Annotated in this window: 27 protein-coding genes and 4 tRNA genes; 16 read left to right on the top strand and 15 right to left on the bottom strand. The window is 67.4% G+C overall.

All coding sequences use genetic code 11. The features are described from left to right. Positions 1-192: 192 nt before the first annotated feature. The 3 genes from ACTOQ3_RS34810 to ACTOQ3_RS34800 form a co-directional block, all read right to left on the bottom strand. Positions 193-621, bottom strand: a complete 429-nt coding sequence (locus ACTOQ3_RS34810) for a GntR family transcriptional regulator (RefSeq protein ID WP_440087731.1) — start codon at positions 619-621, stop codon at positions 193-195. Further along, positions 618-1433 carry a hypothetical protein gene (locus ACTOQ3_RS34805; protein ID WP_440087730.1) on the bottom strand — a complete coding sequence of 272 codons (816 nt, stop codon included), beginning with the start codon at positions 1431-1433 and terminating at the stop codon, positions 618-620. Before ACTOQ3_RS34805 ends, ACTOQ3_RS34810 begins: the two co-directional genes overlap by 4 nt. A 558-nt stretch (positions 1434-1991) precedes the next feature. Next, complete coding sequence (locus ACTOQ3_RS34800; protein WP_440087729.1) at positions 1992-2318, bottom strand: hypothetical protein; 327 nt, start codon at positions 2316-2318, stop codon at positions 1992-1994. Positions 2319-3566: 1248 nt separating this feature from the next. Here ACTOQ3_RS34800 and ACTOQ3_RS34795 point away from each other — a divergent pair. Together ACTOQ3_RS34795 and ACTOQ3_RS34790 are read left to right on the top strand one after the other, a co-directional pair. Then, the gene (locus ACTOQ3_RS34795) at positions 3567-4133 is read left to right on the top strand and encodes a hypothetical protein (protein ID WP_440087728.1); all 567 of its coding nucleotides are present in this window, start codon (positions 3567-3569) and stop codon (positions 4131-4133) included. A 274-nt stretch (positions 4134-4407) separates the two neighbouring features. Next, positions 4408-4896, top strand: coding sequence for a CAP family protein (locus tag ACTOQ3_RS34790; protein WP_440087727.1), 489 nt, complete (start codon positions 4408-4410; stop codon positions 4894-4896). Between the two features lie 665 nt (positions 4897-5561). Here ACTOQ3_RS34790 and ACTOQ3_RS34785 read toward each other — a convergent pair. From ACTOQ3_RS34785 to ACTOQ3_RS34770, 4 genes are all read right to left on the bottom strand, one after another. Further along, positions 5562-5635 (bottom strand) — tRNA-Phe (locus tag ACTOQ3_RS34785). 28 nt (positions 5636-5663) lie between these two features. Beyond that, positions 5664-5738, bottom strand: a tRNA-Asp gene (locus ACTOQ3_RS34780). A 103-nt stretch (positions 5739-5841) separates the two neighbouring features. Beyond that, a tRNA-Glu gene (locus ACTOQ3_RS34775) sits at positions 5842-5914 on the bottom strand. Positions 5915-6006: 92 nt separating this feature from the next. Further along, positions 6007-7509: a metallophosphoesterase family protein gene (locus ACTOQ3_RS34770; protein WP_440087726.1), complete on the bottom strand. Its 1503-nt coding sequence runs from the start codon at positions 7507-7509 to the stop codon at positions 6007-6009. A 34-nt stretch (positions 7510-7543) separates the two neighbouring features. On the opposite strand from ACTOQ3_RS34770, the gene ACTOQ3_RS34765 reads away from it, so the two are divergent. Both ACTOQ3_RS34765 and ACTOQ3_RS34760 read left to right on the top strand, forming a co-directional pair. Further along, entirely contained in the window at positions 7544-7894 is a 351-nt protein-coding gene (locus ACTOQ3_RS34765) for a metallopeptidase family protein (protein ID WP_440087725.1), read from the top strand. Positions 7895-8062: 168 nt separating this feature from the next. Next, positions 8063-9358 (top strand): MFS transporter, encoded by a 1296-nt coding sequence (locus ACTOQ3_RS34760; protein WP_440087724.1) that lies wholly within the window; start codon positions 8063-8065, stop codon positions 9356-9358. Between the two features lies 1 nt (position 9359). Here the strand turns inward: ACTOQ3_RS34760 and ACTOQ3_RS34755 are convergent, their stop codons facing one another. Continuing rightward, positions 9360-9806, bottom strand: coding sequence for a PspC domain-containing protein (locus ACTOQ3_RS34755; protein ID WP_440087723.1), 447 nt, complete (start codon positions 9804-9806; stop codon positions 9360-9362). 153 nt (positions 9807-9959) lie between these two features. Here ACTOQ3_RS34755 and ACTOQ3_RS34750 point away from each other — a divergent pair, with 153 nt between their 5' ends. After that, positions 9960-11117 carry an acyl-CoA dehydrogenase family protein gene (locus ACTOQ3_RS34750; RefSeq protein WP_440087722.1) on the top strand — a complete coding sequence of 386 codons (1158 nt, stop codon included), beginning with the start codon at positions 9960-9962 and terminating at the stop codon, positions 11115-11117. A gap of 8 nt (positions 11118-11125) precedes the next feature. Here the strand turns inward: ACTOQ3_RS34750 and ACTOQ3_RS34745 are convergent, their stop codons facing one another. Continuing rightward, entirely contained in the window at positions 11126-11677 is a 552-nt protein-coding gene (locus tag ACTOQ3_RS34745) for a 3'-5' exonuclease (protein ID WP_440087721.1), read from the bottom strand. Between the two features lie 188 nt (positions 11678-11865). Here ACTOQ3_RS34745 and ACTOQ3_RS34740 point away from each other — a divergent pair. Next, positions 11866-11941, top strand: a tRNA-Lys gene (locus ACTOQ3_RS34740). Between the two features lie 243 nt (positions 11942-12184). Here the strand turns inward: ACTOQ3_RS34740 and ACTOQ3_RS34735 are convergent. After that, a complete protein-coding gene (locus ACTOQ3_RS34735; protein ID WP_440087720.1) occupies positions 12185-12832 on the bottom strand; it encodes a hypothetical protein in 648 nt (215 codons plus the stop codon). Positions 12833-12835: 3 nt separating this feature from the next. Between ACTOQ3_RS34735 and ACTOQ3_RS34730 the strand changes: the two genes are divergently transcribed. Continuing rightward, complete coding sequence (locus ACTOQ3_RS34730; protein ID WP_440087719.1) at positions 12836-13126, top strand: hypothetical protein; 291 nt, start codon at positions 12836-12838, stop codon at positions 13124-13126. Between the two features lie 274 nt (positions 13127-13400). After that, positions 13401-13625, top strand: a complete 225-nt coding sequence (locus ACTOQ3_RS34725) for a hypothetical protein (protein ID WP_440087718.1) — start codon at positions 13401-13403, stop codon at positions 13623-13625. Positions 13626-13768: 143 nt separating this feature from the next. Here the strand turns inward: ACTOQ3_RS34725 and ACTOQ3_RS34720 are convergent, their stop codons facing one another. Next, positions 13769-14065 (bottom strand): hypothetical protein, encoded by a 297-nt coding sequence (locus ACTOQ3_RS34720; RefSeq protein ID WP_440087717.1) that lies wholly within the window; start codon positions 14063-14065, stop codon positions 13769-13771. A 496-nt stretch (positions 14066-14561) separates the two neighbouring features. On the opposite strand from ACTOQ3_RS34720, the gene ACTOQ3_RS34715 reads away from it, so the two are divergent. From ACTOQ3_RS34715 to ACTOQ3_RS34690, 6 genes are all read left to right on the top strand, one after another. Beyond that, positions 14562-17339, top strand: a complete 2778-nt coding sequence (locus tag ACTOQ3_RS34715; RefSeq protein ID WP_440087716.1) for an ATP-binding protein — start codon at positions 14562-14564, stop codon at positions 17337-17339. Positions 17340-17385: 46 nt separating this feature from the next. Continuing rightward, complete coding sequence (locus ACTOQ3_RS34710) at positions 17386-17952, top strand: RICIN domain-containing protein (RefSeq protein ID WP_440087715.1); 567 nt, start codon at positions 17386-17388, stop codon at positions 17950-17952. 113 nt (positions 17953-18065) lie between these two features. After that, positions 18066-18872, top strand: a complete 807-nt coding sequence (locus ACTOQ3_RS34705; RefSeq protein WP_440087714.1) for an SAM-dependent methyltransferase — start codon at positions 18066-18068, stop codon at positions 18870-18872. 36 nt (positions 18873-18908) lie between these two features. Then, positions 18909-19496, top strand: a complete 588-nt coding sequence (locus ACTOQ3_RS34700; RefSeq protein WP_440087713.1) for a dihydrofolate reductase family protein — start codon at positions 18909-18911, stop codon at positions 19494-19496. Positions 19497-19689: 193 nt separating this feature from the next. Next, positions 19690-20211 carry a hypothetical protein gene (locus ACTOQ3_RS34695; protein WP_440087712.1) on the top strand — a complete coding sequence of 174 codons (522 nt, stop codon included), beginning with the start codon at positions 19690-19692 and terminating at the stop codon, positions 20209-20211. Between the two features lie 150 nt (positions 20212-20361). Further along, positions 20362-20901 carry a DUF6461 domain-containing protein gene (locus tag ACTOQ3_RS34690; protein ID WP_440087711.1) on the top strand — a complete coding sequence of 180 codons (540 nt, stop codon included), beginning with the start codon at positions 20362-20364 and terminating at the stop codon, positions 20899-20901. Positions 20902-21089: 188 nt separating this feature from the next. Here the strand turns inward: ACTOQ3_RS34690 and ACTOQ3_RS34685 are convergent, their stop codons facing one another. The 3 genes from ACTOQ3_RS34685 to ACTOQ3_RS34675 all read right to left on the bottom strand — a co-directional run bounded on the left by ACTOQ3_RS34685 (position 21090) and on the right by ACTOQ3_RS34675 (position 23312). Continuing rightward, positions 21090-21653 (bottom strand): hypothetical protein, encoded by a 564-nt coding sequence (locus ACTOQ3_RS34685; protein WP_440087710.1) that lies wholly within the window; start codon positions 21651-21653, stop codon positions 21090-21092. 415 nt (positions 21654-22068) lie between these two features. Beyond that, positions 22069-22569, bottom strand: a complete 501-nt coding sequence (locus tag ACTOQ3_RS34680; RefSeq protein ID WP_440087709.1) for a flavin reductase family protein — start codon at positions 22567-22569, stop codon at positions 22069-22071. A 20-nt stretch (positions 22570-22589) separates the two neighbouring features. Beyond that, positions 22590-23312 (bottom strand): sterol desaturase family protein, encoded by a 723-nt coding sequence (locus ACTOQ3_RS34675; RefSeq protein WP_440087708.1) that lies wholly within the window; start codon positions 23310-23312, stop codon positions 22590-22592. 177 nt (positions 23313-23489) lie between these two features. Here ACTOQ3_RS34675 and ACTOQ3_RS34670 point away from each other — a divergent pair, with 177 nt between their 5' ends. Both ACTOQ3_RS34670 and ACTOQ3_RS34665 read left to right on the top strand, forming a co-directional pair. Continuing rightward, complete coding sequence (locus ACTOQ3_RS34670) at positions 23490-24422, top strand: hypothetical protein (protein ID WP_440087707.1); 933 nt, start codon at positions 23490-23492, stop codon at positions 24420-24422. A 45-nt stretch (positions 24423-24467) separates the two neighbouring features. Beyond that, the gene (locus ACTOQ3_RS34665; RefSeq protein WP_440087706.1) at positions 24468-24608 is read left to right on the top strand and encodes a hypothetical protein; all 141 of its coding nucleotides are present in this window, start codon (positions 24468-24470) and stop codon (positions 24606-24608) included. Between the two features lie 116 nt (positions 24609-24724). On the opposite strand, the gene ACTOQ3_RS34660 is transcribed toward ACTOQ3_RS34665, so the two are convergent. Beyond that, positions 24725-25651 (bottom strand): ATP-binding protein (locus ACTOQ3_RS34660; RefSeq protein WP_440087705.1); only part of this gene is annotated, 927 nt, incomplete at its 5' end.

Genomic DNA, 25651 nt, shown 5'->3' with positions numbered 1-25651 from the left:
GTCGCCGCCATCCACCGTTCCGGCCCCGAACTCCCATGGTTACGGCGAGCCGCCACCCGGGTGGATCGATCGGTCAGACGCCCGCGCCTTTCACGAGCCGGTTTCCTTCACGGCGACCGGAACGGGCGGCGGGGTTGGCGCGGGATTTCCGGAGCAGCCGATGCGACGGCTCGGACGCCGCCTGATCAGCCGCTACGCGGACGTCGCGTGCCCGGCGACATGACCCTCGCGGCCGGGTCGCGGTCGTGACGAGGCCGGTGCTGCCGCGCCGGAGGTCAGGGCCGCCTGGACGATGCGGATCGCCTCGCCCGTGTCGATGCCGACGCTGGCGATCACGGCCGCGTAGTCGGCGGCGGCCCGGCGGGCCCGCTCCCGGCCCTCCTCGCCGGCGGCCGACACGAACGAGCCGGCCCGCCCGCGCGTCTCGATCAGTCCCGCCTCCTCCAGCTCCCGGTAGGCCCGGCCGACCGTGTTGACGGCCAGGCTGAGGTCGGCCGCGAGGTGGCGAATGGTCGGCAGCCGGGCGCCCACGGCCAGCGTGCGGTCCTGGATCTGCCGGGCGAGCTGGGCCCGCAGCTGCTCGAACGGCGGCACCGGCGAGGCCGCGTCGATGACGATCATCGAATGCTCATGGCTCGCCGGGCCACCGTCGCACTCGACGGCATCCTGGCGTGGAGCACGACGAACGCGACCAGGCCCAGGATCAGGTAGACGAACGCGGCGGCACTCCACCAGCCGGGCGCGGTGCCGAACAGCAGCACCATGGGCAGCGACCACTGCACGCTGGGTGTGGTGAGCTCGCGGGCGTCCTCCACGCGCATGATGACGTCGGCGGTCAGCGACTCCTCGTCCTGCGCCACGACCGGGTGCCTGAGCAGGTGGCGCAGCTGCATGGCGGTGATGGCCGTCGCGCCGAGCAGACCGATCAGCAGCACGACGGCCAACTGCCGCACGGTGGGGTCGGGAATGGCCAGGGCGCTGCCGGCCAGCGCCATCGCACCGACGAACGTGGCGACCGCGAAGACGGCGTACGGCTGGCCGAGCACGGCCCGCCAGCCGGGCTGGATCGAATGGGCGGCCCTGCGCGACAGTGTCGCGCCCGCTTGCTGGTCGACGCGTCGCACCCACCGGTCGAGCAGTGACTGTGCCAGCAGTAGCCCGACCACCAGCGTGGCCAGGGCCAGCAGCGGCAGCGGGCGATACGTCGGGGGGCTGCCGAAGGTGGAAGCGGCGGCGAGCGAGCTCGCGAGGATCAGCACGGCCAGGAGGATCTGAGCGATGAGGCGAGCGCGTCTGCGGACCGCCAGCCGGATGGCCAGCAGCGGGGTCGGGTGAGCGTCGGCCAGATCGTGGCGAGCCAGCCACTCGCCCGCCAGTCGCAGATCGGCCGCACGCGCCGACGGGCCGGCGTCCGGTAACGGTTCATGGGTCATGGCGCCTCCTTTGTCGCAAGCTTTGTAGCAACATGGTGCGTCATACCTTGCGACAAAGTCAACGCCCCGTGGGTTCTCGTCGTCCCGCGGGCTCTCGCCGTCCCGTGGTGCGAGCCCCGGCTCAGCGGCGGGTCGTCGCCGTGGAAGGATCACGGGCTCGTCCTCCCTCTCGCCGCGGTACGCCCATGGAGCCGGACAACCTGCGACGGAGCTGGGCGGAGATCCGCGCCACGGCCGGCCTTGGAGCCGTACGGCTTCACGACAAAAAGCGCCCCGGCCATAAGTGGCTCGGGGCGCTTGTGCTGCTCAGCTGCTGTGGTCAGGGGCCGGGTCGAACCGCCGACCTTCCGCTTTTCAGCCAGGCGGAGCGATCACCCTGCTCCTCTCGACGGACACAAGGCCAGAAGGCGGTGGACGGCTGCCAACGCGTGCTCGCGGTGGCCGATGTTGTCGTCAGCCCCACCTCTCGTAGCCGGCGGTGGAGGCTCGAAGCATTCAAAGACTCTGCGGTGTCAACCCCACCAGCTCATGCCGGCCGCGAAAGTGCGAGTTGCTGGTCTACTTGTCGTCGTCTGTGGTCGTTCCTAGCCGCTCCTCGGCGCGGCGTATCCTCGTTGTGCCTTTAGGACTGTCTGCCAAGGAACCGCTCCTCACCCTGATCTTGTCGGTCTCGTCGTGAAACTTTGAAACGATGGCCGTTTGGGGCCGCACAGGTTTCACGTCACTCTCCACAGACCAGAGTTCCTCTCGGACCTGCTGGCGGATTTCCCCTGCCAGTCTAATCTGAGCCTCATAGTCGTCCTTATCGGCGCTGAGACGCCACGCCTCGGTTAGTTCTCGCGCCTCCGCACTGCCGAAGACTTGAACCCCGATGATGGCCTCCACATGCATTTGAATGCGTTGCCCCTGGGCCGGAATTTTTCGACCTCGGCCAACTTCTGATGCTTGTCTTGCTGCTCGCAGCGCTGGCGGCGTAAATCCAAGCCGATAACCTTCAACGCATTCAAATAGGCATCCCTTCGTTCCTTGAGCCTCCATACATGCAGTTCTTCGTCCCTGGCCTTCGAGACCATACGTTCCATGTGCGCTTGCGCTCCAGCGAACCACGTGAAGAAGACGCCAACGACTCCAGAAGTTCCCGCCACAACCGGTGCCCCCATTCCCAAGCCATGTGAGAAATCTTCCCCTGGAGGGCTTGGCCTGGCCAGATTGAACCGCGCCGGTTTGTGTGGAGACCATTGGCGATACTTCTTATGCGGTCGATGCGGCTGAACGGTCTACGAACACTACTTGGGATTGTCAAGCGAACTAGCTGGTCAGCCGCCTCAAACCCGTTAAGACAAGGAGGGCGACCGCAGCCACCGCGCCGTTGAATCGCCGGGAGGTCCATCAGTCGCGGAGACGCACGCGCGAGGAGTGGATGGTCCTGGGACCTGTGGGGCGGGTCGTCGCCGCCGTGGAGGCTCAGATAGTGGCCGGCGAGAAACCGTTGGTGCGGCGTTCATGCTGGCCGCCGGGCGCGAACGGCGTCCGGCGCGATGTACGGAATAAGGCACCCGAGTCGTGCAACGGTCGTGCGGGGCAATCGTCTGCTCGACGCGTCTTCGTGATCGCTGTCGTACGCGACAGGCAGCCGACATCCCGTACATGGCACCCGGTTCTCTGGCCTCATCGTCACGCCCAGGCCGGTGCGCAAGCGCTGTGGTGGTGGGCTCATGCTGCCGTGGATCATCGCCGCAATCTCCGAGTCGGTTAGGACTCCGTAGCCGTCATGAGAGTGGCCAGATGAGGCCAGATAACGGCGCCGCTTACGGTGTCTCCTTTCGGTGCCGGTGGGGCGAAAGCGGCAGATGTGTCTTCGGTGGGATCAGAGTGTGACGGGTGAACCCTTACCCTCGCCCTTGGACCTGCGGCTTCACTTCCAGTCGAACAAAAGGGGATGTGGACGGCATCCGGTTGCACTGGGGAAGTCAAAGGGGCGAACGAGGTAGTCCGTAACGAAATCGGGTGTTAGTGCTGTTTGTTTCGGTCTGACCTGACGTATAGCGGTCATTGTGGGTATCGGAACGGTCTCTTAGCGTCAATGGGTGTGGGCCCTCAAGGCCCGGCCAGGAGGCGCACACGATGGGGTTCATGCGGGCCGAGACCACCGGATTCTCCGCGGTCGTCATGAATTTGGGCAACCGATGGGTGATGTGGTTCCCTGCGCGGGGAGGAGGCCGCTCGGATCGACGCACAGGCGTTGCAGTGCAGAAGCCGCTCACCGAAGCGTTCAACGGAGCGTTCGCCAGTCTGCCCGAGCCGTTTGCCAGCTGCAGCGACGGCGCGTTCGACCTCAGCAAGAAAGGGACCGGGTACACGGTCTTCCTCACCGGTGACCAGTGCCTGAAGTGGCAATGGGGCATCGAAGCCCTCTACCAGGGGCCGATCGACACCGACACCAGCATCGAACAGCTCGGCGCGGTCGTGGCCACCACCCTCGACCCCACCACCGACGCCGGCGTCGACAACATCACCCTGAACGAGACCACGCGCCGCCTGGCCCACGCCCACACCCACGCCGGCGACCTCAAGGAAGCCGACATCGTCCTGGACCAGCTCGTGGAGACCTTCCGTGACAAGGACGTCCCGGAGCCGGTGCTGGCCACCATCGTCGAGCAGGTTGAAGCCGCCCGCACCGAGCTGCACGACCAGGCCTGACGACTCCCGGGCTTGCACCGTCCCCGCAGGCGGCGCAGGCCCACCAGGCGGCGACGACCTCGCCGACCTCGATGCCCCCTCTCTGACAAGGCGCCGGCTTGCGGAGAGGTGATAGGCGCTCCTGAGAGGTACCGACCGACTGTCCGAGGGTGGACAAAGGCGGCATCCGGCGGATTCACACAGGCGGCAGAGCTCCACCCGCCGCCTGTGTGAATCCGCGATGGGTAGCGAGCGTGACCGCCCGGCGTCCCCACCACCGTTCGAAGGATGTCTCATGACAGGAACCCGCCCCGCCCTGCCTGACGCCACCACCCCGGAGTTCCAGGCTGAAGCGCTCGCCGAGGCCAACGCCTACCGCACCAAGCACCACGCGCCGCCTTTGGTCATGGACGCCGAACTCAACGCCTACGCACTGGAGCGGGCCCTGTCCCGTTCCGAGCAGGAAAAGCTCGCGGCCGGCCACACCGGCCTGCGCGCACAGACGGGCGAGAACATCTTCTGGGCCGGCGACGCCGAAGCCCTTCCCGGATCCAGAGCGGTCAATAAGTGGTACGACGAGATCACCGCCTACGACTTCGCCGCCGCCCAGTTCTCCCCCAGCGCCGGCCACTTCACCCAGCTGGTCTGGAAGGCCAGCACCAAGGTCGGCATCGCGCGCGTCGCCGGCCAGCCCGGTGAGTACTTCGAGACCTACATCGTGTTCGTCTTCGAAGAGCGCGGCAACATGCGCGGCGCCTTCGCCGACAACGTGCTGCCCGCCTGACCAATCCCCACAACGCCGTCCTGCCCACCTGAAAGAAGGCACCCGGAGCCGAACGCTGGCGTGGATCCCCGCACCACGCCAGCCGGAGCTCCACACCTAGGGCCTCACGACGCGAAGGCTAGGACGATTCACACCCCGTGATGATGGCGTCAGGTCGACGCTTACCCAGCCTCACCACGCTCAGGTCGATGCTCCGGACCCGACGCTCGCTCGGCCAACCATTGACCCCCGGCATCGAATCCGATGGGCATCTGAGGCAGTATGACCGCGGAAACGCTGGAGTTCGCCACGTACGACCGGGCCTGAACGAGATCCTTGAGAAAGGATTTCCGTAGGCGAACATGCCTGACAACCCCAGACAACTTGTCGGGCATATTCGTCGGGAACACGCTTGCCTCACATACCTGATGCCTTCCCGGCACCCCAGACAACCGAGGTCCTCACCCTGCAACTCCCGGCGCACGATGTGCGTCGTGGCGCATCTCGATGAACCCTCGGCCCATCAGATAGCGCACCGCGGCCTGAGCCGACAGACGCGCCTCCCGGCATCACAGGAGCCGCCAGCCCATCACTCGCTCCCCTAACGAAAAACGCGTTGTCGTCAAGCACAACAAAAAGCGCCCCGGCCATAATTGGCTCGGGGCGTTTGTGCTGCTCAGTTGCTGTGGTCAGGGGCGGGGTCGAACCGCCGACCTTCCGCTTTTCAGGCGGACGCTCGTACCGACTGAGCTACCTGACCTCGGTGGTGGATCGAACACCTACCAGAGCGGTCCTGACGGGACTTGAACCCGCGACCTCCACCTTGACAGGGTGGCGAGCACTCCAAACTGCTCTACAGGACCTTGCTTCCGGGGCTTTTGTCCCGGTCTTTCTTGCCTTGCTTAGCCTACCAGTTTTCCGGAGGTCTTCGACCTGCCGTTTCCCTGGCGAGCCTTGGCTCGGCCGTGCCCCCAACGGGATTCGAACCCGTGTCGCCGCCTTGAAAGGGCGGTGTCCTAGGCCACTAGACGATGGGGGCTCGAGACTCTCATCTCGTTCCGTCGCCGTCTTCCGCTGGAGACCTCTGAAGCATAGGGGACTTTTGCCCCTGATGCCAAAGCGGTTTGCGGCCTACGGCGTCGGTGTGACGGTGATCGACCCCGTTGGAGACGGGGCGGTCGTCGGCACAGGAGAAATTGTACGGCCAGGGTCGGTCTCAACGTGACGCTGGATCTGAACCGACTGCTCGCCGAGCCCTCCCAGGGTGATGTCGTCCCAGGCCCGCAGGCGGTGCGTGTTGGCGTCGAAGTACAGAACGGAGGCCGCGACGGGGGTGGGTTCGTCGTGTTCGAGGGCCCGCAGACCCGCTCCGCCCGTGGATCCCTGGACCAGAAGGCGGGTGCCCGAGGGCAGCAACTCGGTGGATCTCTCGTGGGAGTGACCGGTGAGGACCATCGGGACCGCGCCGGAGAACCCCTTGGCGATCGTCGGGTCGTGGACGGCGACCAGATCGACCTGCTTGGGCAGCTTCGCCAGCTCGGCGGCGCGCGAGCGGCCGAGGGCGGCGAGCGATTCGAGGTTGGAGTCGACCGGGACGGACTTGTCCGGGGTGAACCGGGGGTCGCCCATGCCGTAGATGCGCAGTCCCGCCACGGTCTTGGTCTCGTTGTCGAGGACGACCGCGCCCTTCTGCCTGGCCACGGCCCGCTGGGTGGCCATGGAGTCGTGGTTGCCCCTGACGAAGACGTACGGGACGCCGAAGGTGCCGATCTCCTCGGTGAACCTGTCCTCGGGCCCGGTGCCGTGGTCGGTCAGGTCACCGGTGTCGATGATCGCGTCGATCTTGAACTGGGCGGTGACCGAGCGGATGAGGTTCCAGGCGATGGGGCTGAGGTGGATGTCGGAGACGTGCAGCACCCGGATGGAGGTGGGGTCGGCGTCGTAGACCGGCAGGGCGGAGACGACGTCGTAGAGCTGGGAGACGTTGTTGACGAGCTTGGCGAGCTGGACCCGGTAGGACTCGAACCTGGTCACGATCGACTCGGCGTCGCCGACGAGGGACGGCGCGCCGGCCAGCAGGCCGGTGTACTTGGGTTCCACCACGGAGTCGGGCCGGAAGGTCAGGGCTATGGCGGCGCCCGTACCGGCGATCGCGACGGTGATGCCCATCAGGCCCGCCAGGGCCGGTCCCGGCCGGCGAAAGACGATCAGGGACGTGATCAGGGCGCCCAACAGCCCGGAGAACGCGGCGCGCAGGATCAGCGTCCTGACGCCGGCGCCCAGTTCCTCCTCCAGGAGCGCGGGAAGCCGGTCGGCGGAGAATCGCGGGTCGTCCAGGAATCCGCGGGCCCGGTCGGGGTTGATGTTCTCCAGGGTCACCCGGAGGCCGACCGGGGCGTCGTGGGTGTCGAACAGAAGTGTGCCGAAAGGGTGAGCGTCGACAACGGTCTCCCCCGCCCACGAGGGCTCCGCCGACATGCCGAGCTCCACCGGGCCGACGTTGGCCCGTACGGCCCCGCCCAGCATGATGCCGAGCCACGCGCCGGCCAGGGCGACGGCGGCGACGACCAGGCCACGGGCGATTCGCCCGGTGGCGACACGACGGGCTCCCTGGGTCCAATCAGCGAATTTCATGCGCCTCCACCTCTACCCGGTATCACGGGGCAGAATGACGGGTGTGATCGAGATCTCGCGGGAGAAGTTCGAGGAGCTCGTGGCCGAGGCTCTGGACACCATTCCCCCCGAGCTGACGAAAGTCATGGACAACGTGGTGCTCGTCGTCGTCGACGATCCCCCCGAACCGGATCTTCTAGGTCTCTACACGGGTATCCCGCTCACCGAGCGGGGCGAATGGTACGCAGGAGTGCTACCCGACCGCATCGAGATCTACCGCAGGCCGATCTGCTCGATCTGCGAGACCGAGGATCAGGTCATCGAAGAGGTGCAGATAACCGTTGTCCATGAGATCGCCCACCATTTCGGCATCGATGATGACCGGTTGCATGAGCTGGGCTGGTAAGTAACCCCGCACGGCATGTCAAAGACCTCCTATCCGGAATGTCGCCGCTTATCATCACGGTTTGCATGCGCTTGATTGCTTTCGGTTGCGCGGCGGCCTTGTAGCAGGCACCGTAGGTTACACAGTGAACACCCACAGTCAGTGTGCCTGCGAGCTCAGCGGAGTCCTATGGCGGCGACCAAGTCCGGCCGACTACCCGGGCGGCATCGCCGTCCGGCGGAACGCCAAGCGACCTACGGCGAGGTCATCGCCATCAGGGAGTTCCGCGCGCTCTGGCTCGGCCAGGGGCTTTCCCTCCTCGGCGACCAGCTCTCACGGGTGGCGCTGTCCGTCCTGGTCTTCGAACGGACGGACTCACCCCTGGCGACGGCGTCGGTCTATGCCCTGACCTACCTGCCGCCGATCATCGGCGGACCGCTTCTCGCGGGGCTCGCCGACCGCCACGCCCGTCGGCGCATCATGATCGCCTGCGACCTGCTCCGGGCTCTCCTGGTCGCGCTCATGGCGATTCCCGGCGTCTCGTTCGCCGCGCTGTGCGTGCTGGTCTTCTGCGTCGTGCTGCTCAGCGCGCCGTTCTCCGCGGCGCGGGCGGCCCTGCTGCCGGAGTTGCTGGAGGGCGACCGCTACGTGGCGGGGTCCGCCCTGCAGAACATGACCAACCAGGGCGCGCAGATGCTCGGCTTCGCCGTCGGCGGCGTCCTGATCATGGGAATGGGGCCGTACCGCGCGCTGGCGCTGGACGCGGCGACCTTCCTGGCCTCCGCGCTCATCATCGTCTCGGGGGTACGGCGGCGTCCCGCCCCCATCCCCTCCGACGAGAACCGGCCCTCGATGTGGACGATGACCCGCGCCGGCGCCAGGCTGGTCTTCGGTGACCCCCGGCTGCGTACGCTGGTGCTCTTCGCCTGGCTCTGTGGCTTCTACGTGCTGCCCGAGGGGATCGCGACCCCGTACGCCGACGAGCTGACCGGGAATCCCCAGGAGCTCTCACTGGTCACCGGCCTGCTGATGGGCGCCATGCCCACCGGCACCGTCGTCGGCGCGTTCCTGTACAGCCGCTACGTCAGCCCATCGAACCGGTTGCGGTCGATGGGCTGGATGGCGATGCTGACCTGCGCGCCGCTGATCCTGTGCGCCGCGCAGCCACCGCTTCCTGTGGTGCTGCTGTTGTGGTTCGTCTCCGGCCTGGGCGGGGCCTACCAGCTCGCGGCCAACGCCGCCTTCGTGCAGTGCGTCCCCGCCGAGCAGCGGGGACAGGCCTTCGGCCTGGTCCAGTCGGGTCTGCTGGCCTCCCAGGGCATCGGCATCCTGGTCGGCGGGGCCGCGGCCGACCGGCTCGGCCCCGAGACGGTGGTCGCGCTGGCCGGCGCGACCGGTCTTGCCCTGGCGGCCGCGCTGGCCGTGCTCTGGAGGGGTTCCCGCAGGGAGATCATCGAGAGGGTTCGCGCGGAGGCGACCTCCTGAGTCACGCCTGGGGGCGGGTGTCGTCGTCCTGCCGCGGCGCCGTGCCGTACGGGGCCTGGGGGGCGACGGGCGGGGCGGGCGGGAAGGGAGCCTGGTGGGTGGGGTACTCCGTGGCCGGCTGGTGCGGCGCGCGGTGCTGGTTGGTGGCCTTGGCCCAGCCCTGCTCGGCCTTGGTCCTGGCGTCCACCCAGATCGGGTTGTCCTTGTTCTTGTCGATCACGTCCTGCAGGACCGACCTGTCCTTGTTCTCGTCGGGCAGGAGCACCCAGCCGATCGCGTAGACCGCCACCCCGAGGCCACCGAAGAAGGTGGCGATGGCGAGGGCGGCGCGGATGATGTTGGGGTCCACCCCGATGTAGCGTCCGAGACCGGAGGCCACACCCGCGATGATGCGCCCGTCTCTGGTCCTCTGGAGTTTCTTGACGCCGGAGAAATCGTTTTCGTTCATGTCCTCAGACTGCCCGAGAGCGGACCTTCCTCACATCGGGATTCCCCCTGGCGCGACCCTGACATACACCCCACCCCTGGCCGAACGTGACCCTGGCCCCTGTCCCACCCGCACCGGTAATACCCTGACAGGGCCGAAGAGAGAGGGAATCTCATGGACGATCTCCTGCGCATCGACGACACGCTCTCCGAGGAGCAGCGCCTCATCCGCGACACCGTGCGGGACCTCGTCACGGACCGGATCCTGCCCCACGTCGGCGACTGGTTCGAGGAGGCCGCCTTCCCCGCCCGCGAGCTCGCCCCGGCGCTCGGCGCGCTCGGCGTGCTGGGCATGCACCTGGAGGGGTACGGCTGCGCGGGCCTCGACTCCGTCTCGTACGGTGTGGCCTGCCGCGAGCTGGAGGCGGGAGACTCCGGGCTGCGGTCGTTCGTGTCCGTGCAGGGCTCGCTCGCGATGTTCCCGATCTGGAAGTACGGCTCCGCGGAGCAGAAGGACGAGTGGCTCCCCCGGATGGCCGCGGGCGAGGCGATCGGCTGCTTCGGCCTGACCGAGCCCGACCAGGGCTCCGACCCGGCGGGCATGCGCACCCACGCCAAGCAGGACCCCTCGGGCGACTGGATCCTCAACGGTTCCAAGATGTGGATCACCAACGGCTCCATCGCCGACGTCGCCGTGGTCTGGGCACAGACCGAGGACGGCGTCCGCGGCTTCGTGGTGCCCACGGACACCCCGGGCTTCACCGCCCCGGAGATCCACCGGAAGATGTCCCTGCGAGCCTCGGTGACCTCGTCGCTGTACTTCGACGACGTCCGGCTGCCCGCCTCCGCCGTACTGCCCGGGGTGCGCGGCCTGAAGGGCCCGCTGTCGTGCCTGTCGGAGGCCCGTTTCGGCATCGTGTGGGGCGTGGTGGGCGCCGCCCGCGCCTGCCTGGAGTCGGCCGTCGACTACTCCACCTCCCGCGTCCAGTTCGGCAGGCCCATCGGCGGCTTCCAGCTGACCCAGGAGAAACTCGCCTGGATGTACGTCGGCCTGGGACAGTCGCAGCTCACCGCCCTCCACCTGGGCCGCCTCAAGGACGCGGGAACCCTCACCCCGCGCCAGATCAGCTTCGGCAAGCTCGCCAACGTCCGCGCCGCCCTGGACATCGCCCGCCAGGCACGCTCCATCCTGGGCGGTAACGGCATCACGCTGGAGTATCCGGTGATCCGGCACATGAACAACCTGGAGAGCGTCCTGACGTACGAGGGGACCGAGGAGATCCACACGCTCGTGCTCGGCGAGGCCCTGACCGGCATCCCCGCCTACCGCTGATCTCCCGCCTACCGGCGGCGAGGGTGCCGCTGGGGCAGTCCGGAGGGACGCCATTCGGGAGCGCGGGCGGCCCTGTCGAGCTCCTTCTCCCAGGAGACGCCCGTACGCAGGTAGAAGCGGAGCAGCTCGGCGCCGGCGCGGGCGTCGGCCAGCGCGGCGTGCGCGCCGAAGAGCGGGATACCGGCGCGCTCGCAGCACGCGGCGAGCGTCCACCTGCCGTCGGGGAGGAAGGCGGGCGCCAGCCGCTGCGTGCACAGGGTCTCGGTCACCCACTCGCTGCCGGGGAGGCTCCGCAGGAAGCGCAGGTCGAAGGAGGCGTTGTGGGCCACCAGGACCCGGCCGGCGACCCGCCGCCAGATGTCGTCCAGCAGTTCCTCGATCACCGGAGCGCCCTGGACCATCGCGCTGGTGATGCCGTGGACGTGGACGGCCCCGGTGCCGCGCCGGGGGTCGACCAGCGAGTGCCACTCGTCGACGGTCTCGCCCCGCGCGTCCAGCGAGACGAGCGCGATCTCGCAGATCCGGTCGCCCCTCGACGGGGAGAAACCTGTGGTCTCCACATCGACCACGACATACCCTGGGCGTGTGGAGACGGGAGAGGTGAGGGCGGGCCCAAGCCCCGAGCTCGTCATGCATGTCACTCTAGGAGCCGTTCCCGCCCCCCACCGGCCGTTCCGCAAACAGATGACCATGAATGGGCCTGGCGACGGACGTTAGTGGACACTATCCTCGGTACGCTGTCACCTGCGGGGCGTTAGCTCAATGGTTAGAGCTGCGGACTTTTAATCCGTAGGTTCTGGGTTCGAGTCCCAGGCGCCCTACCACTCCCGACCAGGACTTAGGCTCTGACCTGGGCCTTTGCTCTTGTCGATCTTTCTCGGCACATGCAGCTGGATGCAGCCGTCTGCCAGTGGTCCTGGAATATAGGCGGAATGGGACCACCGGCGTTTCCCAGGTCAGTACGAGCATCCCGGACGCTCGCGGAACGATTCCGGGGACGGCGGAGCCCACACGACGAAGGACCCCGAGGGGTACCCTGGGTCCTTCGTGTCCTGCCGCCGGGGATGTCACGTCGTGAGCGCTTCCAAGATCCGCTTGTTGGCCACCTCGTGCTGTCCGTCGATGCACTTGGCGTAGACCTTGAGGAGCACATCCACGCCGTGCCCTGCCCGTTCGGCCACCTCTGGCGCGTGGACTCCGGCGTTGAGCCACAGGGAGACCGCCGCAGGTCGTACGGCCGACGCGCCAGCGGTGAGACGACCTGGTCCGGAGTGAAGGCGTAAGAGCGAACCTGCTTCCAGACCATCGAGACCGTGGAGCCGGGGGAAGGTCTGGCCGGTACGGGTCCGGAACGGCCGGCCGTCTCCGGCGACGCCGTGTCTGTCGATGTGCGCGCGCAGGGTGGTCACCAGCTCCGGAGGGATCGGCACCGTCCGTGTGGCCTTCTCGTCGCGGTGCTTGAGTTCTCGTTCGTCGTTGGACTTCCCCGAGTCGGTGTAGCGCTTGTTGCTCTCTGGCCGGGTCTTCTCAAGGCGGCGGCGCGGCGCGCCGCCGCACGGCCCTCCCACCGCCCGCCGTCTGGGCGTGCGGCGTGGGCGCCGGTCCCGAACGGCGGCGGAAATCGGGCCGCCCGCCGCACCGACCGCGCGCCGCACCCAACCAACCCGCCGCGCCGAGGCCACACCGCCACTTTTTAAATGCCGACGTATGATCATGTTATGGCAGTACACCGTACGCTCAAAGATCTGGTGCTGATGCTTGCTGTTACCAACACCAGTTTTATCGTGTTTACCTTTTTCACAGCGTTGGTCTTCAAGGACTTTTTTCCGCCGGATGCATTTGAAGCGACCCTTGACATGGGTCCGGGGCTGTGGATCCTTCTGGTCGTCGGGTCCCTAAGTACTACCGTGGGATTTCTATTGACGAGGCGAGCGAAGAGCAAAAGCCAGCCCCCGGCGGGGGGACTTCGGCTCCGGGATGATCGCCAGCAGCAGGAGCGGAGTTCGTAGGTAGCCGAGGTGGCCGGATCTTCCCGTCTGCCACGTCCCAGGCAAGCCCAACATCTCGACTCCTCCGGATCAAGGCCGTCTGTGACCGTCCGCATCCCATGGCCGAGGAACGTCCACCGGCCGGCGTACACGCGAAGACGACCTTGACCCTCCGCCCCAGAGCTGTTGCCCTTCCGGGGTGGGACGAGGCAGACGGGAAGATCCGGCGAGAAGGGCGTGCGTACGCATGGTCCGTCCCTTTGCCGGTCTCACACACCAATGGGAGACTCAACGCATGAGTGAACAAGAAGATCCTGCCGCACGTCAGGGGAAGACAACTGACGGCACCCAACCAGTGGACGGGTGGGGGAACGCAATTCTTGCCCTGAGCGCAGCAGTTCCCATCCTCGGCTTCATCATCGAAAAAGAGCTCACAGCTAACGCCCTCCTTGGAGCGCTCATATTCGCGACCGTCGGAATTGGGCTACGTATTGAGGCAGCGATCAAGAGTCGTGGGTGACGTGCCACTCGCGTGCCAGTACGACCGGGGAACAGGGGGACTCACGGGGACTCACGGGGACTCACGGACAGGGGAAGACCACCTCTCACCTGCATCGCAGCACTTCAGGAAGCCGTGTACCGAAATCTCCCAAACTGCGGTTTCTAGTCTCCGATGAACCAAAGTTGACGATGGTGTATACGCCCTACCACGAGCTCACACAGTGCCTTGAGATCTGAGCAATCGGACGAGTTCAATGGATGATCATTGGGCAGGCGGTCGAGTTCCTCGACGAGGGTGCGAACCTGCAAGCTGTTGAACATCGTGTCGTCATAAGGATCAATGTGTCCGAGCATGGGGAAAGCGCTACGGTCCAGGGCCTTGATGGTTGACGCGTAGATACGTTGCTCACCGCGAGCGACGATGATGCCGGTGTACTCCTGTACTCGATAGCCGATCACCAAATCAGGATCTCATTGAGGTCTGAGAACAGTGCTCGACGGCGTGATGCCCAGAACCTGCCGGCTGCCTGTGACTGTCCTGTTGTCCCTCCGCATCGAAACTCCGTCTGCTCTCTCCCATGACCTGACCCCCCTTAGGTCAGACCTCCACGGTACGAGGGGAGGATCGGGGCGCGGCTGCGGAATGTCATGGCCTCGCGTCTTGATCAAGGCTGACCGGAGGCTCTGATCTGGTCTTTCTCGTTACTTGGGGCTGGTGGTACCGACCCGGGTGGAGGGACTTGATCCAGAGGTTCGGCGTCCTGGGCGAGAAGGACCTCGGGCTTACGCGCGCCGAACACGGCAGGATCACATGCGGGTTCCCTGCACTCTCTTTCGTCTTACGGTGAATGGGTGCCTCACATCGGTTTTGTCCGCGTCAACCCAGGTGATCCAGGGCTCGCGATAGGGGTGTATGGAGTTGGTGGGATTGATGGAGCCGCCAGGGGAGCGGATCGTGGGTCGGGCCACGGACATCGCGGTGATCGAGGAGCTCATCGAGGCTTCGGCCGATGGCCGTGGTGCGGCCGTGATGATCGTCGGCGAGGCGGGCATCGGCAAATCGCGGTTGCTGGCGGAGGCGTCGGCCCGGGCGTCGGCGGCGGGCATGGAGGTGCTGGCGGGCCGGGCGGTGCTGGCGGGGGGCACGTACCGGGCGCTGGCCACCGCGTTGGTCGGGCGGTTGCGGGATGCCGTGCTCGCGGGGGACGCCGAGCTGCGGCCGTATCGGGCGGCGTTGGGGCGGATCATTCCCGATTTCGGGCCGGCCGGCGATGCCGAGAAGGCCGACACGATGGTGGATCCCGCCGTGGTGGTGGGGGAGGGCGTCCTGCGGCTGCTGCGCGTGGTCGGCGCCGGACGCGGCTGCCTGCTGGTTCTGGATGACCTGCACTGGGCAGACCTCGACACGCTCGCGGTCCTGGAATACCTGGTCGATCAGGTAGGCGACCAGCGGATCATGATCTGTGGGGCGGCGCGTGAGGAGCCGCGTACCGCCGATCAGATCGAGCGGATCGGCCGGCGGCCGGGCGTGCGGGTGCTGTGTCCGGCTCGGTTGGACGCGGCCCAGGTGGCCGAGCTGGCCGGCGATCGGGCCGGTGTGCCGCTCGCGGCGGCGACCGCCTCGTTCGTGGTGGAGCGCTGCGACGGGCTGCCGCTGCTGGTGGAGGAGCTGACGGCGGGGCTGCGCGAGACAGGTGTGGATCTGGCCGCCCCGCGGGAGGCGTTGAACGACATCGCGGTGCCGCCGACGTTGCGGGCGCTCGTCGGTGAGCGGATGGCGGCCCTGGCCGGGGAGCACCGCCGGTTGCTGCACGTAGCTGCGGTGGTGGGGGTCGACCTGGGCTGGGACGTGGTGGCCTCGGTGACGCAAGTGGACGAGGCGGTGTTGCTGGCGGGTCTGCGCGCCGCCACCCACGCGCATCTGCTGCGGGCCGAGGCCGATGAGCTGACCTGGCGGCACGCGCTCACCCGGGAGGCGGTGCTGGCGGGATTGCTGCCGCCGGAGCGGGCCGCGATAGCACGGCGCGCCGCGGATCTGCTTGACGGCGGTGGCGTTGGTGAGGCTGACGTACGGGCCGCAGAACTGCTGGCTGCGGTGGGAGAGCGTGAGCGGGCCGGCCGGATCCTGCTCCGGCTGGCCCGCCACGATCTCGCCCGAGGGGCGTTACGCAGCGCGCGGGCGCTGCTGGCCCGGGTGGAGGCCGCCGGTGCGATCCGCACCGCGTGGGCCATCGAGCAGGTCCGGCTGCTGACGCTGGCCGGCGAGGTGGAAGCGGCGTTGCGCACCGGGGAACAGGCCATCGGCACCGCGACCGGGGACGAGTACGTCGAGCTGTGCCTGCAGCTGGCCCGTGGCTCCATGGTGGGCGGACGCCGGGCGGCGGCGATCGAGTATGCCGAGCGAGCCGGCCGGCCGCACGATCCGCGTTTCGCCATCGTGCGGGCCGACGCCGCCTACGGGGAGGGGGATCCGCACCGCGCCGGCTCCCTCGCCGCCGACGCGGTCCGCGAGGCCGAGCGCGCGGGTGATGGCGAGTCTCTGGCGGGGGCGCTGCTGGTGCAGGGGCGCTGCCTGGCCCATCGTGATGCGGCTGCGGCGCGGGTGGCGTTCGGGCGGGCGGTGCAGGTGGCCGCCGAACGCGGCCTGACCCCACTGCGCGTGGCCGCCCTTTTCCACCTGGCCGCCGTTCAGCGTGGCCAGCCAGACCCGCCCGCGCTGGCCGAGGCCCGCGAGATCGCTGAGTCCGCCGGGCTGCTGGGGCAGCTGGCGTCGATCGACCTGCTGGTGGCCGACCTTGCGCTGGTGGCGCACGGTCCCCGCGTGGGTGAGCCGGTGGCCCGCAGCTGTGCCGAGCTGTCGGCACGGCTGCGGCTGACGAGCGTCCAGGCGGTCGCCGAGCTGTTCGTCGCCGCCGCCCGCGCAGGCGCCGGAGACCGCGACGGCGCGGAGCGGTGGCTGCGCCGGGCCGGAGCCCGACCCAACGCGCCGCGGGAGGTGCGAGCAGGTCTTGACCTGGTACGCGCGATCTACTCAGTGGTGGCCGGAGACCTGCCGGGCGCGGCCACGCAGGCGGACGACGGCGCCGCGATCCTGGCCGGTCACGCCTCGGCGGCCCCCACCCACTGGTGGGGGTTGTGGTTGCTGCTGCGCGAAGTGACCGGTCACGAGCCGCAGGACGCCCGCGCGGTGTTCCACCAGGCCCGGGCGGGCCGCCGGCGGGTCAACCGGGGCGCGCTGCTCTATGCCGACGCCGTCGCCGCGGGGCGCGAGGGCAGGGCGGAGGAGTCGGTGCAGGTGCTGGCCCGCGGGGACGCAGCGCTTGAGGAGCATCCGTGGTGGCATCGACTGCTGCGGCTGCCGGTGTGGACTGCAGCGGTGAGCGAGGGATGGGGTGATCCCGTACCCGGACTGCGCGCCGACCTGGCCTGGCACGAGCTCAACGGTGACGAGGCGCCGGCACGGCAGTGCCGGGACCTGCTGAGGCAGGCAGGTGCGCCGTCCCGCCGCAGCAGGGGCGCGGCCGTGCCGCCCCGGCTACGCGCCGCCGGGGTCACCGGCCGGGAGGCCGAGGTGCTCGCCCTGGTGGCCGAGGGGCTGGGCAACGCGCAGATCGCAGCACGGCTGCACCTGTCCGTACGCACGGTCGAAACCCACGTCAGCCGGCTTCTGGCCAAGACCGGCGCGGCCGACCGGACCCAGTTGCGTACGTACGCGCCCGGCCAACATCAGTAGTCGGCACGGACGCGTAGCCGGCCCTGACCCGGCGACCCTGGAGGACATGACCACGACACCCGACGGCACCGCCCTTCCCCGGCTGCGCAACATTGCTCCTGTCACCGCGCTCCTCGTCTCGGCCATCACCGGCTTCGCCGGTGCAGCCTCGCCGGCTTCGGCCGGAACCACCGCCGACCAGATCGTGAAGATCAGGCCACTGCACACCACCGACAAGTGTCTGGACGTCCAAGCCGGCAGCACCGCCAACAGCGCCAACCTGATTCAGTACGACTGCACCGGCGCCACGAACCAGAGATTCCGCCTGGTCCGCGTGAGCGGCAGTGATTTCGAGATCCGGCCGACCCACGTCACCGGGAAGTGCCTGGACATCCAGGGCGGCAGCACGGCCCCGGGAGCGCGAGTGATCCAGTTCGACTGCACCGGCGCTCCGAACCAGCGGTTCGAGCTCGACAACGGCGGGTCATCGCTGAACGACATCAGGCCGCGGCACGTCTTCAACATGTGCTTCGACGTTCCGAGCGCCGGCACCGCGAACAGCGTGAACATCATCCAGTTCACCTGCAAGGGCGGGGCCCGCAACCAGCTGTTCGAGTTCCTGCCGACGCTGTGACAGCGATCGCGGGCGAGCACCGCGTCGACCCCCAGACCTACCCCGGGCGGCAGGGAGCGGGCGGTGCGGGCACGGCGCGACCATCCATCCCGACCAGGAGGAGAACGACATCCATGCCGCAAGACCCCTTGGCGAGCCCGCTGTTCCCGCGGACCTCGCGGTACCACCCCGACTGGATCCGCTCCAGCGTCAGCGGCGGAGCCAACTCACTCTGGCTGACCGAATGGCTCACCCATGCGATGACGCTGGAGCCCGGGATGCGGGTGCTGGATCTGGGCTGCGGCCGTGGCGCGTCATCGATCTTCCTGCACCGCGAGTTCGACGTCCAGGTCTGGGCAACGGACCTGTGGTTCGGTGCGGACGAGCGACTGCACCGCATCCGTGACGCCGGCGCCGACCACGCGGTGTTCCCGATCCACGCCGACGCCCGGTCCCTGCCGTTCGCGGCGGGCTTCTTCGACGCCGTCATCAGCATCGACTCCTTCGTCTACTACGGCACCGACGACCTGTACCTCAACTACCTGGCCCGGTTCGTCCGGCCGGGCGGCCAGATCGGCATCGCGGGCGCGGGACTGACCCAGGAGATCGACGGGCCGGTTCCCGAGCATCTGCGGGGCTGGTGGGAGCCGAGCATGGCCTGCCTGCACTCGGCCCACTGGTGGCACCGCCACTGGGAACGCAGCGGCATCGCCTCCGTGGACCTCACCGACACCATGACGGACGGCTGGAAGCACTGGCTGGAATGGCAACGGGCGATCGCACCCGACAACGAGCCGGAGATCAACGCCATCACCGCCGACCGCGGCCGTCACCTCGGGTACGTACGCGCGGTCGCCCGGCGTCGAGCGGACACCGCACTCGACGAACCCATCTCCTCCATCCCCGTGACCTATGCGAAGCAGCCCCTGTATCGCGCCTGAACGGCGAGGGCAGAGGAGAGCTGATGAGGAGTCACTGTGCGTAAACTCGTCTATCTGGTAAACGCCACGATTGATGGCTATATCGCGGGACCGGCAGGTCAGTCGGACTTCTTTGTCCTCGACGGTGACCATCAGGAGGAGCTGTCGGCCGAATTCCCCGAGACCGTGCCAGGGCCGCTGCGGCCCCAACTCGGATTGAACGGCGCGCCGAACCGGCGTTTCGACACCGTCATCATGGGACGGAGCAGCTACCAGCCCGCGGTGGCAGCAGGAGTGACCAGCCCCTTCCCGCACCTGCGGCAACATGTCGTCTCCCGCACGATGACGGCCGCAGATCCCGAGTTGATCATCGATGGCCACCCCCTTGATCTTGTACGCCGGCTCAAGAAAGACCATGGCCTGGACATCTGGCTGTCCGGCGGCGGCCGGCTGGCCGGCGCCCTCCTGCCCGAGATCGACGAGCTGATCGTCAAGCAGCATCCGGTCGTCGCCGGCTCGGGCATCCCACTGTTCACGGGGTCGTTTGACCCGACCCGCTTCACCCCGGCCTCGGAACGGACATTCCGCAGCGGCGTGCGCCTGCTGCGGCAGGTAGCGCACGAGCACCGCGGAGATGAGCCATGAAGCCTCCGGCCCATCCTTCGCCGGGACCGATCCCGAAACGGCAGTGAAGACGCCCTGGCGGAGATGTACCGCCGGTACTCGACCCCCCTTCTCACCCGTTCGCGATGACCGATCGCCGGACCGTGACACCACCTATCACTCGCACCACGCGCTCACGCGCGTACAAACCTCAACGATCAGACGGGATACCACCATGTCGCTCATCCACCGCTCCCTCACCGCTCTGGCGCTGGCGGGGACCAGCTTGATCACTACCGCCGTCTCCACCTCGCCCGTGCAGGCCGCGGCCGTCACCACCGTCCATGTCAACAGCCGTACGGTGTTCATCACGGGCACGTCCGGCGCCGACACCATCAAGATCGACATCCTTGAGGGCAAGGTCACCGTGGACAGCACATCAGGGGTGAGCGCCGGCGCTGGATGCGTCACGTCAGGTACCAACGTGGTGCAGTGCTCCGGGACCGGCAGCACGATCCAGTTCATCGACGCGGCCACCGTCGGCGGCAAGGACAGCGTGACCAACAACACCTCGTTGCAGTCGTCGATCTTGGGCGGGAATGACAATGACACCCTGACCGGCGGTTCAGGCCGTGACGGGCTCAACGGCGGCGGTGGAGACGACACGCTGAACGGCAGAGGCGGCATCGATGCCGCCAACGGCGTCAGCGGCTTCGACACCTGCACCGCCGAAACCGAGAGCTCCTGCGAGGCCTGATCCGAACACGGTCTCGCCGCGGCGTGGATCAACGACCCGGACAAACGCGAGAATGAGGCCCCCGCAGGACGGAACACCCCCAGACCGGACAGTTGTCGGTCTCCTCTGCGAAGATCATCGCGGGTTCGATCCTTCGGGAAAGGCATGTCGATGAGCGGCGCAGCGGCAGGAGAGTACGAATGGCTCTATCAAGAGTTCACTGATGGTGTTGGGGATACATGGCTCTGCGCCGGCTTCGTGCAGGGCCTTCCCCCTCGCGAAGTTCTGCACCGGATCGACGTCGTTCCTGGAACCGTCGGCGATTTCGGAGTCGAAGCTTACGCAGCCGACGGAGGAACAGTCCTGATCGACTACGGATGGGGCACATCGGGGGGACCGGCACCGGGGTTGCTGTCGTCGGGCACGACGATGGCCACGGTGTTCGCCACCATCAAGAGCAACGATTTCCGCCTCCTCATCGACGGGGATCTGATCACCGAGTTCGGCTTGTACGGTTACTCCTATCGCTACGGAGAGGCCCCCGGACATCTTCTTCCCGACCTTCACGAACTGGGCTTTGACCGTGATGACTTCACCGAGAACGCCGTCCCCGCGGCTCTCGCCCTCGCCTCCCGCGCCACTGGCGTGCGTTTCTCACGGAGGGACTACGCCCGAGATGCCCTGACCGGCGCGAGCGACCACCTCCAATGACCTGTATCCATCCGCTGCCATGTTTCCCCCTGTAGACGACCCAGCCTTGATCACGTGCCGGAACAAGCGGGGAACCACGGTCACTCAGGGGGACTCACGGGGACTCGACCCACCCTGACCTGCACTCCCGTTTCGGCGACGCCGTGTCTGTCGACATGTTGGGGTGCCGCCGGCTCGCCTGGAGCCGCTCAGCAACGCTTGCCGAACCCGCCCCCCCAAGCTCGAGTAAGGGCGCGAGGAACCTGCGGGCCGCACTCCCTGCCGTCGAATACACCCTCGTACTTCCAGGGCCCATCACCTTGTGATGTCCAGAAATACAGACTGTCGAGGGAGGCGACCACGTAATACCTGTCGCTACCCGGCGTTGCGCCATATACCTTTCCGTACCAGATGGTTCCACTGTTGATAATCCGTCCGGCTCTCTCAGGACTACCCGATCCGTCAGTGGCAGTGCTTGCGGCGGCGGCCAGCTCGTTGCGTTCTCTCCGGCTGATCGCGAGTGGAATCGCGGCACCATCCGGAAGGCGTCCTCCCTCGTAGTCGCTTTCCTGTTCTTCGTACTCCTCCGTCTCCTCCGTCGAAGTGACGGGAGGAGGCTCGGCTGGGCCGGTCGGAGTCAGGGAGGTGGAGGCGCCTTGGGATCCTTCATGGCGGAGACCGGATTGATCTGGGTCAGGGGTCACCAACACGAGGGTCACGACAACGGCACCGATGAAGATGATGATCAGACCGATGGCGAACAGGAACATCATCAACCTGTTTTCGGAGTTTCCGGAAACAGGAGGGGGCGGGGGACGCATGGGAGACATATATCATGATCTATTCGTCTGTAGACGGCGCAACTGTGTCGTCCAACTATCGGAAATGTCCCAAGCTTCCGAGGACGCATCAACCAGTCATCCTGATGATCCGGACCATGTGCGGATCACGTGCACTGATTAGACCTGATGCGGTTGTTGAATTGCCGGACCGGAGGAGTCTGGAAGCCGGTAAGAGCCTTCCTCTTTCAATCCGTGGATTCTGGATTCCAGTCCCAGGCGCCCTACCCGAACGACCTGGGCAGACTCCCCATTTCCCGTTCGGGAAGTCTGCCCAGGGTGGCGACGGTCGCCGTCAGCCGTCGGTGGACCCGCGTGGACGGGGTCCCGGCACCCGTGTCGATCTCCGTCATCTTCTGGACGGCAGCAGATACCGTCCCATGTGGTAGACGAGAGGATCGCCTCGCTCGCCACGGCTCTGGCCGTGCGTCAACTCCCCCAGCACGATTATGTGGTCACCTGCCCTCACCCGCTCCGTCACCCGGCGGACGAGCACGGTGTCCGGCGCGCTGAGCAGCGGCACCCCGTGTGGCCCGTGCCGCCATTGGGTTCGCGTGAACTGGTCGGCACCCTTCGCGGCGAACGTGCGCGCCATGTCCTCCTGGGACTCCGCCAGGAAGTGGATGCCGAAGTGACCGGCTTCGGCCGGCACGCGCCACGACGACGAGGCGCGGTCGACGCAGAACGACACCAGCGGGGGATCCAAGGACACGGAGGTGAAGGACGTCGCGGTGAAACCGGCACGCCTCCAGCCGGTCTCCGCCGGAACGGCGGCTGCGACGATCACCACGCCGGCCGCGTGCCGCCTCAGCAGCGACCGGAACAGATCAGGGCCGGGTGCCGCGTCCATCTCTTCACTCCCAGAGGGCACTATCGGGAAACACGGGTGATGTTCTCGGGCGGCGTGCTCGGGGTCCACCCCGGTCGCTTGATGAGATAGCGGCCCCGGTCCGCCCAGGTCGGCGCGTACCACAGGTCTCTGACGAGGGCCGCCCGCTCGTGGAACGCGACTCGGATGGGGTTGAGGCTGTCCAGGTCCTTGGTGAGGCCGTACCGGGGTGTCTCCGTCTCGGCGGCGAAGGAGCCGAAAAGGCGATCCCAGATGATCAGGGTTCCCCCGAAGTCGCGGTCGAGATAGCTGCCCTGCGAGGCGTGGTGCACCCGGTGGTGCGACGGGGTCACCATGATGAACTCGATGGGCCGGGCCAGCTTGTCGACACGCTCGGTGTGCACCAGGAACTGGTACATAAGGTTGAGCGATTGGCAGAAGATGACCGCGGCCGGATGGAAGCCGGCCAGCACCAGGGACGCGTAGAAGATCCAGGCACCCGGGTTGAACCACGATTGCCGCAGTGCCGTGGAGAGGTTGAAGTGCTTGCTCGAGTGGTGCACCACGTGGGAGGCCCGGAACATCCGGATGACGTGGTGTGAGCGGTGTTTCCAGTAGTAGAAAAAGTCCTGTGCCACCAGCAGACCGGGCAGCATCCACCACTCGAAAGAGATGTGGAACGGGGCCATCGAGTACAGCGCCGAATAGGCGAGCAGATACTCGATGACGAACACGAGCGCGAGCAGCTCACTGCCCACGCCCATGGCCAGGCTTGTCGTGGTGTCCTCCTCGACTACGGCCCCGACGTTCGGGTCGTCGTCGAATCAGCGGGCCGGCCCGAGCCGGTCCCGCTGTCGGAACTGCTGCCGCACAAGTATGTCGGGACGAAATGGGCCGCCGAGAAAGGGCCCCGGGGGGAAATTCGGTGATGTGACATGGGAATGTTCCGTACCTTCCTTGAGAGGGAGTTCCCTGGGGCGCGGATCAGCGAGCTCAGTGAATCCAACAACATCGTTTACAAGGTCCAGACCGCCGGCGAGACCATCATCGCCAAGCACGTGATCGACACGGACATTCCGTTGGCCTACCTCGCCGAGGCCAACGCCAGGCTTGCCGGGCACATAGCGGTCCAGCGCATCACGCGGGTCTACGAGACCGAGCGCGGCGCCCCCTTCGACGCCGTCTTCGCCGAGTACGTCGAAGGCCGCGACCTGGCCTCGGCGATCGCCGACGGTCAAGGTGTGCCCGCCGTCTCGGACCTGGTGAAACACCTGTGCGGGTTCGTGCTGGCCTGCCGCGATCTGCCGCGGATGCACGACGGTTTCGGTCTGTACAAAAGCGGCGCGCCCGTGATCGCCGACCATCGTGAATTCGTCGTCCACTACGGGAGCCGGTACTGGGGACGCGTGCGCCCGTTCTACGAGGGCACCCGCGTGGGGGACGCGGTCGACGACTGGTTGTCGGGCGGGTTCGCCGCGGCAGCCGAGCGCAACCCCGCGCCGTTCACCACGGTGGCGATCGACGCCAACCTGAAGAACATCATCGTCACCCCCGACCGCGGGCTCGTGGTCCTCAACGTTCCCATCGCCGGCCGGTCGACCCCCGCGCACGCCGTGGGCGCCATCAGCGCGCATCTGCGCAACCAGAAGCAGCACGCGCCGTTCCTGAAGGCCGCGGCGGTCGAGGTGTGCCCCGACGATGCCGAGATGGTGCCGCATTTCGAACTGTGGGCACTGCTGGGCATCCTGTCGTTCTACGCGGTACGCGAACCGGAAAACCGGGACAAGTGGCGCAACTGGGGGGCGCCGGTGACTCTGGACGAGGATTTCCAGACCCTGGTGCACACCCATTTCATGAAACCGGTCGCGCGGTGATCCTCACGGGCTCGGCCATCGTCGAGGCCGTCGCCGCCGCTGTACGTGAGGTTCGTATGGGACGTCACCGCGGACTGTCAGGCCACCGTCGCGCTCGCGGCGGCACGGACACTGGGGATCGATCCCGCCGCGCCCGACGTCGAAAGCAGCGAGATCCCGGCGGACGGCTCCGGAGTGATCGGCTGACGCGCGGGGCGGGCGCCCCGCGACGGCTTCCCGAGCGGTCGAGCCCGGCGTCCGGCCCGCGCAGCGGGAAGGCCAAGGAACGGGAGGAAGGCCACGGCTCGATCCCGGTGCCGGGGTCACATGTCGATGATCTCGCAGATGACGGCGCCGGAGGCGATGGTCTGGCCCGTGGTGACGCTGAGGTTGGTGATCATGCCTGGTTTGTGGGCGGTGACGGCCTGCTCCATTTTCATGGCCTCGATGACCACCACGAGGTCGCCGGTGTCGACCAGGTCCCCGTCGATCCTGGCGACCATCGCGACGGTGGCCTGCATGGAGCTGACCAGCGCGTCTCCCCCCACCGGCGCCTGCTTGGCCATGCCGCCGCCGCGCCGCGGCGTCCTGGGCGCCGAAGCCGGCGCGGCGGAGCCGAAGCCCACGGGCAGCACCACCTCCAGCCGCCTGCCGCCGACCTCGATGAGCACCTTCTCGCGAGGTTGCGCCGCCTCGATGTCGCCGGTTCCCGAGTGGGGCGGGATGGTGTTGTCGAACTCGGTCTCGATCCAGCGGGTGTGGACGGTGAAGGGTTCGGAGGTGAACGCCGGGTCCGCCACGATCGCGCGGTGGAAGGGCAGCACGGTCGGCATCCCCTCGATCTCCAGCTCGGCCAGCGCCCGCCGCGACCTTTCCAGGGCCACCGTGCGGTTCTGCCCGGTCACGATGAGCTTGGCCACGAGCGAGTCGAAGGTCTGCGGCACCGTCTTTCCGGCCTCGTAGCCCGCGTCGAGGCGGACGCCTGGCCCCGACGGGGTGCGCATGGCGGTGAGCGTGCCGGGTGCGGGCAGGAAGTTGCGGCCGGCGTCCTCGGCGTTGATGCGGAACTCGATCGAGTGGCCGCGCACCGCCGGGTCGGTGTAGCCCAGCGGTTCCCCGTCGGCGATGCGGAACATCTCCCGTACCAGGTCGATGCCCGTCACCTCCTCGGAGACCGGGTGCTCGACCTGCAGGCGGGTGTTGACCTCCAGGAAGGAGATCGTGCCGTCCTGGCCCACCAGGAACTCGCA

The sequence above is a fragment of the Streptosporangium sp. LJ11 genome, from assembly GCF_051918945.1.
Taxonomy (GTDB): Bacteria; Actinomycetota; Actinomycetes; order Streptosporangiales; family Streptosporangiaceae; genus Streptosporangium.
Note: the sequence above shows the minus strand (reverse complement) of the source record. Positions and strands in the feature narration are given on the sequence as shown.

Coding starts and splice junctions, on each gene's coding strand:
- ACTOQ3_RS34805 (WP_440087730.1), bottom strand. CDS start 1,433: ATGACCCATGAACCGTTACCGGACGCCGGCCCGTCGGCGCGTGCGGCC.
- ACTOQ3_RS34680 (WP_440087709.1), bottom strand. CDS start 22,569: ATGGACGCGGCACCCGGCCCTGATCTGTTCCGGTCGCTGCTGAGGCGG.
- ACTOQ3_RS34685 (WP_440087710.1), bottom strand. CDS start 21,653: ATGATGTTCCTGTTCGCCATCGGTCTGATCATCATCTTCATCGGTGCC.
- ACTOQ3_RS34765 (WP_440087725.1), top strand. CDS start 7,544: ATGACGGGTGTGATCGAGATCTCGCGGGAGAAGTTCGAGGAGCTCGTG.
- ACTOQ3_RS34725 (WP_440087718.1), top strand. CDS start 13,401: ATGAGTGAACAAGAAGATCCTGCCGCACGTCAGGGGAAGACAACTGAC.
- ACTOQ3_RS34790 (WP_440087727.1), top strand. CDS start 4,408: ATGACAGGAACCCGCCCCGCCCTGCCTGACGCCACCACCCCGGAGTTC.
- ACTOQ3_RS34670 (WP_440087707.1), top strand. CDS start 23,490: ATGTTCCGTACCTTCCTTGAGAGGGAGTTCCCTGGGGCGCGGATCAGC.
- ACTOQ3_RS34795 (WP_440087728.1), top strand. CDS start 3,567: ATGCGGGCCGAGACCACCGGATTCTCCGCGGTCGTCATGAATTTGGGC.
- ACTOQ3_RS34690 (WP_440087711.1), top strand. CDS start 20,362: ATGAGCGGCGCAGCGGCAGGAGAGTACGAATGGCTCTATCAAGAGTTC.
- ACTOQ3_RS34710 (WP_440087715.1), top strand. CDS start 17,386: ATGACCACGACACCCGACGGCACCGCCCTTCCCCGGCTGCGCAACATT.
- ACTOQ3_RS34675 (WP_440087708.1), bottom strand. CDS start 23,312: ATGGGCGTGGGCAGTGAGCTGCTCGCGCTCGTGTTCGTCATCGAGTAT.
- ACTOQ3_RS34735 (WP_440087720.1), bottom strand. CDS start 12,832: ATGATCATACGTCGGCATTTAAAAAGTGGCGGTGTGGCCTCGGCGCGG.
- ACTOQ3_RS34695 (WP_440087712.1), top strand. CDS start 19,690: ATGTCGCTCATCCACCGCTCCCTCACCGCTCTGGCGCTGGCGGGGACC.
- ACTOQ3_RS34755 (WP_440087723.1), bottom strand. CDS start 9,806: ATGAACGAAAACGATTTCTCCGGCGTCAAGAAACTCCAGAGGACCAGA.
- ACTOQ3_RS34705 (WP_440087714.1), top strand. CDS start 18,066: ATGCCGCAAGACCCCTTGGCGAGCCCGCTGTTCCCGCGGACCTCGCGG.
- ACTOQ3_RS34750 (WP_440087722.1), top strand. CDS start 9,960: ATGGACGATCTCCTGCGCATCGACGACACGCTCTCCGAGGAGCAGCGC.
- ACTOQ3_RS34770 (WP_440087726.1), bottom strand. CDS start 7,509: ATGAAATTCGCTGATTGGACCCAGGGAGCCCGTCGTGTCGCCACCGGG.
- ACTOQ3_RS34760 (WP_440087724.1), top strand. CDS start 8,063: ATGGCGGCGACCAAGTCCGGCCGACTACCCGGGCGGCATCGCCGTCCG.
- ACTOQ3_RS34810 (WP_440087731.1), bottom strand. CDS start 621: ATGATCGTCATCGACGCGGCCTCGCCGGTGCCGCCGTTCGAGCAGCTG.
- ACTOQ3_RS34730 (WP_440087719.1), top strand. CDS start 12,836: ATGGCAGTACACCGTACGCTCAAAGATCTGGTGCTGATGCTTGCTGTT.